Source organism: Phenylobacterium aquaticum (genome assembly GCF_947378715.1).
GTDB lineage: Bacteria > Pseudomonadota > Alphaproteobacteria > Caulobacterales > Caulobacteraceae > Phenylobacterium > Phenylobacterium aquaticum_A.
This window is the reverse complement of sequence record NZ_CANCLE010000197.1, coordinates 1-6,511: the sequence shown is the minus strand read 5'-3', so window position 1 is coordinate 6,511 and position 6,511 is coordinate 1. Positions and strand designations below refer to the sequence as shown.

Below are 6,511 nucleotides of genomic sequence, written 5' to 3'. Positions count from 1 at the left end.
TAGGCGCCGCGATAGAGATATTGCCAGATGTCCTCGATGCGCCGCGCGTCGCGGCCGATCAGCACCGGGATCACGTGCTCCTCGAGATAGGCCACAACGGCCTTTTCCCGCCCGTTCAGGGTGGCGTCGCCGATGCCATAGACGCCCTGGTCGGTGACGATCTTCAGGGTGACGAAGTTGCGCCCCGGGCTGGTGACGATAACGCGGGCGTCGGTGATCTTCATGGAGGGGCTCGGTCGGGACTCGGAGGTCCCGACCGTGCCTGATCACCCGTGAGTGAGGAAGGGGGCTACGCCGCGTGGCGATGGCTGCGGATCTGGTCGATCTGGGCGAAGATGCAGGCCATGGCTTCGCTGGGCCGGGTGGCGTCGTCCTCGTAGTCGCCCTCGAGCAGCAGCAGGGCCAGGCGATCGCGAGCGCGGCTGACGCGGCTCTTGATGGTGCCGACGGCGGCGCCGCAGATCTCGGCGGCTTCCTCATAGGACAGGCCGCCGGCGCCGATCAGGATCAGGGCCTCGCGCTGGTCTTCCGGCAGGCGCATCATGGCGCGACGGACTTCGTCCAGCTCGAGGGTGGCGATGGGGTTGGTGACCGCGACCAGGGTGCGCTCGGCAACTTCAGGATCGAGCGGCTGGCTGCGCCACGAACGGCGCTTGTCGGAGAAGAACTGGTTGCGCACGATCATGAACACCCAGGCCTTGAGATTGGTGCCGGGCTCGAAGCTGGAGCGCTTGTCCCAGGCCTTGGCCAGGGCTTCCTGGGCCAGATCGTCGGCCTGGGCCGCATCGCCGGTCAGCGAGCGGGAAAAGGCCCGCATGTGAGGGATCAGGCCGACCAGATCGTCGCGAAAGGTGTCTTCGGCGGTCTTGGCTTGCATGGCGGGTACCCTCTCAAAGGCGCATTGACCCTTATGGAGCGAATGGCGAGCACTTAGGTTCCATGGCGCGAGACGAATCGCATGGCGACACCGCAACGACCTCCCGAGGGCGGCGTGAGTTGAGGAACCAATGTTCGACATCACCAGGGCCTATGGCTTGACCTTCCTCTTCCCGGCCGCCGACTCTGCGGTCGGCGCCTGTCTGCGGGAGTATGGCGAATTCGCCCGTTGCGAGGCGGATCTGATCGGGGCCTATCTGACGGAATTCGCAGTCCCTGGGACCTTCATCGATGTCGGCGCCAACCTGGGCGCCATATGTCTGCCGGTCGCCAAAGCGAGGCCCGAGTGGCGCATCATGGCTTTTGAGGCCCATCGTGGCATGGCGGGTGTGCTGGCGGCGAACGCCTTGAACAATGATCTGCTGAATGTCGAATACAACCACGCGGCTGTGGGCGGCGAGGCGGGTATCGCCCGGTTTCCTGCGATCTCTCTCGCCGAAAATGTGAATTTCGGGGGGATGAGCATGACCCTTGAATCGCGCACGGCGACGGAGCCGGTGCGCATGTGCCGCCTTGATGACGTCGCGCCGACGGACACCCGGTTCATCAAGGTGGATGTCGAGGGGTTCGAGCCTGAGGTCCTGCGCGGCGCGTCGGCGCTGCTCGCCAGACAGGAGGTCGTCTGGCTGCTGGAAGCCAAGCGACAGGACATGGCGCTGGCCCAGTCGGTCATGCAGGTGCTGAAAGACGCGCGCTACCGCATCTTCCTATTCTTTGCGCCGTTCGTTGGTGGAGTGTCTTCCAAAAGCGGATCGCGGCTGGCCGAGCTGAAGGGCGATTTCAACTTCCTGGCCCTGCCGCCAGGCGTACCCAACATCTGGAACCTGCCAGAGCTCGACGCCCTCGACACACCCTGGCCCACCAACATCGAGGCCTATGCCTATCTCGCGGCCTACGGCTTCAAGTTCTAGTCAAGGCCAGGCGAAGGGCACTAGGAAGGCTCATGGCCTGGACCCGAAGCTATGACGAAGCCGAGCCCCAGCGGATCAACCGCTGGCTGGCCCAGAGCGGGGTGTGCTCGCGCCGCGAGGCCGACGCCCTGATCGCCCAGGGGCTGGTCGCCATTGACGGGGAGACCGTCACCGACGCCGGCCGCAAGATCCAGACCGGCCAGACCCTGACCTTGAGCGACGGCGCCCAAGCCAAGCTGGAGGGCGGCTTCACCGTGGTGCTGCACAAGCCGACCGGGGTGGTTTCCGCCCAGCCGGAGGGTCAGCAGATCCCGGCGGTGCGGCTCCTCACTCGCGCGGCCCTGGTGGGGGAAAGCCCGACCATTCCCGACCGCGACACCCGGCTCGCGCCCGTCGGCCGCCTGGACCAGGACAGCCGCGGCCTGCTGATCCTGTCCGATGACGGGGTGGTGGCCAAGGCGGTGATCGGGCCCCATTCCGAGCTCGACAAGGAATATGTGGTCAAGGTCTCCGGTGCGATCACCGACGCCAAGCTGGCCCGGCTGCACCACGGCCTGTCGCTGGACGGCCGCCAGCTGAAGCCGGCCAAGATCTGGGTCAGCGGCGAACAGACGATCCGCTTTGTGCTGACCGAGGGCCGCAACCGCCAGATCCGGCGGATGTGCGATCTGGTCGATCTGGGGGTGCTGGACCTGTTCCGGGTGCGGGTCGGACCGCTGCGGCTGGGCAATTTGCCCCAGGGCAAGTGGCGTGTGCTGACCGCCCAGGAGAAGGCCGCGATGATCGCGGCCTCGGCGAGCGGGGGAGCAGCCTAGACGGACTGGCCGGCGCTCCAGCCGCTGGCCCAGGCCCACTGGAAATTGTAGCCGCCCAGCCAGCCCGTGACGTCGACCGCCTCGCCGATGAAATAGAGGCCGGGGACCGCCTTGGCCTGCAGGGTGCGGCTGTCGAGGGCGGTGGTGTCAATCCCGCCCAGGGTGACCTCGGCGGTGCGATAGCCCTCTGAGCCCACCGGCTTCACCCGCCAGGCGTTCACGGCGTCGGCCAGCGGCCGCAGCACCTTGTCGGAGGCGTCGGCCAGATTGCCGACGAAGCCGGACTGGTCGACCAGCAACTGGGCCAGGCGCTTGGGCACATGGCGGGAGAGGGCGGTGGTCACGGCCTGCCGGCCATTCTCGGCCCGGGCGGCGCGCAGCTCGGCATAGACATCGGTTCCCGGGGCCATATCCAGGGCGATCTCGTCGCCTTCCCGCCAATAGGACGAGATCTGCAGGACCGCCGGGCCGCTCAGGCCCCGATGGGTGAACAGCATGGCCTCGGAGAACCGGGTCTTGCCGTGGGCGATCCTGGCGTCCAGCCCGACCCCGGCCAGGGGCTTGAGCCGTTCCAGCAGGCCGATCTCGAAGGTCAGCGGGACCAGGGCAGGACGGGTCGGGGTGACCGGCACGCCGAACTGGGTGGCGACCTCATAGGCATAGCCCGTGGCGCCCATTTTCGGGATCGACTTGCCGCCGGTGGCGAGGACCAGGGACGAACACGCGAGCTGGCGGCCCCCGGCCGAGAGGCTGTAGCCCGCCTCGGTCCTGTCGATGCGATCGACGGCGGTCTCCAGGCGCAGGGCAGCGCCGACGCCGGCCATCTCCTCCAGCAGCATGTCGATGATCTGGCGGGCGCTGTCGTCGCAGAACAGCTGTCCCAGGGTCTTCTCATGCCAGGCGATGTGGTGGCGATCGACCATGGCGATGAAGTCGCGCGGCCGGAACCGGCGCAGGGCCGAGATCTGGAATCCCGGATTGGCGGTCAGGAAATTCTGGGGATTGGTGTTGATGTTGGTGAAGTTGCAGCGCCCGCCGCCGGAGATGCGGATCTTCTCGCCGGCCGCCTGGGCATGGTCGAGCACCAGCACGCTGCGCCCGCGCTTCCCCGCCTCGATGGCGCACATCATGCCCGCCGCGCCCGCGCCGATGATGATGACGTCGTAGGTTTCCATGCGCGGCGTATGGCATGGCCCCGCGCTCCGGCGAAGGGGCGAGGGAGCCGCACTTGCCTCTGGCCCTTCACCCCGGCCATATCGGGCGACCACCCTGTGAGGCCCCGATGAATCTCTACGACCTGCTCGCGTCCCGGTTTCCGGCGGATCGCACCAAGGCCTGTTTCATCCTGAGCGACCGGACGGAGATCTCGTACGGCGCCCTGGAGGCCGGCGTCGGGCGGATCGCGGCGCTGATGAAGGACAAGGGCGTGGGGGTCGGGGACCGGGTGGCGCTGCAGGCGGCCAAGTCGCCGGAAGGGGTGATGGTCTATCTGGCGGCGCTGAAGATCGGCGCGGTCTTCCTGCCGCTGAACCAGGCCTATACGGCAAGCGAGGTCGACTATTTCCTGAAGGACGCCGAGCCTGCGGAGTTCATCACCGATCCCGTGGCCTTCGCGGCCGAGGCGGCGGGATGTGCGCCGATCGCCGAGACCACGCCGCGCGCTGACGGCGATCTCGCCGCGATCATCTACACCTCGGGAACCACCGGGCGATCCAAGGGGGCCATGCTCAGCCACGGCAATCTGGCCGCCAACGCCATCGCCCTGCATCAGGCCTGGGGCTTCAGCCCCGACGACGTCCTGTTGCACGCCCTGCCGATCTTCCATGTGCACGGGCTGTTCGTGGCCCTGCACTGCGCCTTCCTGTCCGGCTGTCCCATGGTGTGGCTGGCGAAGTTCGACGACGCCGAGGTGCTGGCCGGGCTGAAGCGAGCGAGCGTGATGATGGGGGTGCCGACCTTCTATACCCGCCTGCTGGCCGCGCCGGGCTTCACGCGGGAGGCAGCGGCGCACATGCGGCTGTTCGTCTGCGGCTCCGCGCCCTTGCTGGAATCCACCTTCGCCGAGTTCGAAGCCCGGGCGGGCATGCCCATACTGGAGCGCTACGGCATGAGCGAGGCGGTGATCATCACCTCGAACCCGCTGGAGGGTGAGCGCATCGCCGGCAGCGTGGGCTATCCGTTGCCTGGCGTGGAGTTGCGGATCGGAGGCGGGGAGGCGACGGGGGTCATCGAGATCCGGGGCCCCTCGGTGTTCGGCGGCTATTGGCGGATGCCGGAAAAGACCGCCGAGGAATTCACCGCCGACGGCTTCTTCATCACCGGCGATGTGGGGCGCCAGGACCCGGACGGACGGGTGTGGATCTCGGGCCGGGCCAAGGACCTGATCATCTCGGGCGGCTACAATGTCTATCCCAAGGAGGTCGAGCTGGTGCTCGACGAGATGGCCGGGGTCACCGAGAGCGCGGTGGTCGGCGTGCCGCATCCCGACTTCGGCGAAGCGGTGGTGGCGGTGGTGATCGGCCAGGGCGACGAGGCGGCGATGATCGCGGCGGCGCGGGAACAGCTGGCGGCCTTCAAGACGCCCAAGCGGGTGTTCTTCGTCGACGACCTGCCGCGCAACGCCATGGGCAAGGTGCAGAAGAACCTGCTGCGCGAGCGGTTCGGGGGGACGTTCGGATAGGCCGCGCTCCCCCTCACCCCAACCCTTTCCCCCATAGGGGGCGAGGGCGTGCGGCTCATAGCCCTCGCCCCGCTTGCGGGGAGAGGGTTGGGTGAGGGGTTCTTGCTGCCTCCCCGACACGCACCGCGCGCTTTTGGCGCCCGGACTGCCATTGAGGGTTTAGAGTCCGGCGCGCCCTGCGTTAGAACGCCGCAGATGCTCGAGACCCCGATCCTTCGCGGCGCTCCGCGCGCCCACCCCGCGACCACCCAGACGACGCGTCCCTTGCGCATCGCCTTCCTGTCCTATCGTTCGGACCCCAGGGTCGGGGGGCAGGGGGTCTATCTGGCCCAGGCGGCCGAGGCTCTGGCGCGGATGGGCCACCAGGTGACGGTGCTGTCGGGTCCGCCCTATCCGGAGCTCGACGACAGCGTCGGCCTGGTCAAGATCGCCTCGCTCGATCTCTATAACCAGCCGCACAATGGCCACCGCGCCCTGCGCTGGCGGCATCTGAAAAGCTGGGCCGACACGTCCGAATATTTCGGCCATTGGCTGGGCCGGTTCATGGAGCCAGAGACCTTTGGCCGGCGCGCAGCGAAGTATCTGCGGCGTCATCGCCGCGACTACGACATCGTGCTCGACAACCAGTCGATCGCCTATGGCCTGTTGGAGATCGAGCGGCGCGGCCTGCCGGTGGTGGGCGTGATCCACCATCCGATCCGCCGCGACCTGGAGCTGGCGCTCGCCGCCGAGCCGGCCTGGGGCATGCGGGCCCTGATGCGCCAATGGTACGGCTTCCTGAAGATGCAGGAAAAGGTCGCGCCGCAGCTGAAGGACGTGATCGTGGTCTCGGAGGCGGCCGGCAAAGACGTGGCCGAGTGCCTGGCCATCGATCCGGGCCGCATCACCCCGATCCCCCTGGGCATCGACCAGACGGTGTTCCGGGTGCAGCCCGACATCCGCCGTCGGCCCGAGCGCCTGCTGACCACCGCCAGCGCGGACGTGCCGCTGAAGGGGCTGAAGCACCTGATCGAGGCCTACGCGATGCTGGTCGACACCCGGCCGGAGCTGGAGCTGGTGGTGATCGGCAAGCTGCGCGAGGGCCCGACCGCCGAGCTGATCGCCGATCTCGGCCTGACCAACAAGGTGCGCTTCATCCACGGCCTGACCCGCGACGAGGTGGTGGCGGA

The 6,511-nt window shown here is 67.8% G+C and carries 6 protein-coding genes and 1 pseudogene; 4 read left to right on the top strand and 3 right to left on the bottom strand.

The genetic code is table 11. The features are described 5' to 3' along the window. Positions 1-224, bottom strand: a pseudogene (locus Q7P21_RS18510) (bifunctional D-altronate/D-mannonate dehydratase); the annotation flags it as partial. Positions 225-289: 65 nt separating this feature from the next. Beyond that, a complete protein-coding gene (locus Q7P21_RS18505; RefSeq protein WP_304167059.1) occupies positions 290-877 on the bottom strand; it encodes a sigma-70 family RNA polymerase sigma factor in 588 nt (195 codons plus the stop codon). A gap of 130 nt (positions 878-1,007) precedes the next feature. Between Q7P21_RS18505 and Q7P21_RS18500 the strand changes: the two genes are divergently transcribed. Together Q7P21_RS18500 and Q7P21_RS18495 are read left to right on the top strand one after the other, a co-directional pair. Continuing rightward, the gene (locus tag Q7P21_RS18500; protein ID WP_304167057.1) at positions 1,008-1,847 is read left to right on the top strand and encodes an FkbM family methyltransferase; all 840 of its coding nucleotides are present in this window, start codon (positions 1,008-1,010) and stop codon (positions 1,845-1,847) included. A gap of 32 nt (positions 1,848-1,879) precedes the next feature. Beyond that, positions 1,880-2,662, top strand: a complete 783-nt coding sequence (locus Q7P21_RS18495) for a pseudouridine synthase (protein WP_304178875.1) — start codon at positions 1,880-1,882, stop codon at positions 2,660-2,662. On the opposite strand, the gene Q7P21_RS18490 is transcribed toward Q7P21_RS18495, so the two are convergent. Continuing rightward, the gene (locus tag Q7P21_RS18490; RefSeq protein WP_304178865.1) at positions 2,659-3,837 is read right to left on the bottom strand and encodes an NAD(P)/FAD-dependent oxidoreductase; all 1,179 of its coding nucleotides are present in this window, start codon (positions 3,835-3,837) and stop codon (positions 2,659-2,661) included. The two genes, Q7P21_RS18495 and Q7P21_RS18490, sit on opposite strands and share 4 nt — an antisense overlap. A 107-nt stretch (positions 3,838-3,944) precedes the next feature. On the opposite strand from Q7P21_RS18490, the gene Q7P21_RS18485 reads away from it, so the two are divergent. Both Q7P21_RS18485 and Q7P21_RS18480 read left to right on the top strand, forming a co-directional pair. Next, complete coding sequence (locus Q7P21_RS18485) at positions 3,945-5,342, top strand: AMP-binding protein (RefSeq protein ID WP_304171564.1); 1,398 nt, start codon at positions 3,945-3,947, stop codon at positions 5,340-5,342. Positions 5,343-5,537: 195 nt separating this feature from the next. Beyond that, positions 5,538-6,511, top strand: a 974-nt coding sequence (locus tag Q7P21_RS18480) for a glycosyltransferase family 4 protein (protein WP_304178856.1), incomplete at its 3' end; no start/stop codon positions are given.

What these genes read in the sequence shown, in the direction of transcription:
- Q7P21_RS18500 (WP_304167057.1), top strand. Translation starts at nt 1,008, where the DNA reads ATGTTCGACATCACCAGGGCCTATGGCTTGACCTTCCTCTTCCCGGCC.
- Q7P21_RS18485 (WP_304171564.1), top strand. Translation starts at nt 3,945, where the DNA reads ATGAATCTCTACGACCTGCTCGCGTCCCGGTTTCCGGCGGATCGCACC.
- Q7P21_RS18505 (WP_304167059.1), bottom strand. Translation starts at nt 877, where the DNA reads ATGCAAGCCAAGACCGCCGAAGACACCTTTCGCGACGATCTGGTCGGC.
- Q7P21_RS18490 (WP_304178865.1), bottom strand. Translation starts at nt 3,837, where the DNA reads ATGGAAACCTACGACGTCATCATCATCGGCGCGGGCGCGGCGGGCATG.
- Q7P21_RS18495 (WP_304178875.1), top strand. Translation starts at nt 1,880, where the DNA reads ATGGCCTGGACCCGAAGCTATGACGAAGCCGAGCCCCAGCGGATCAAC.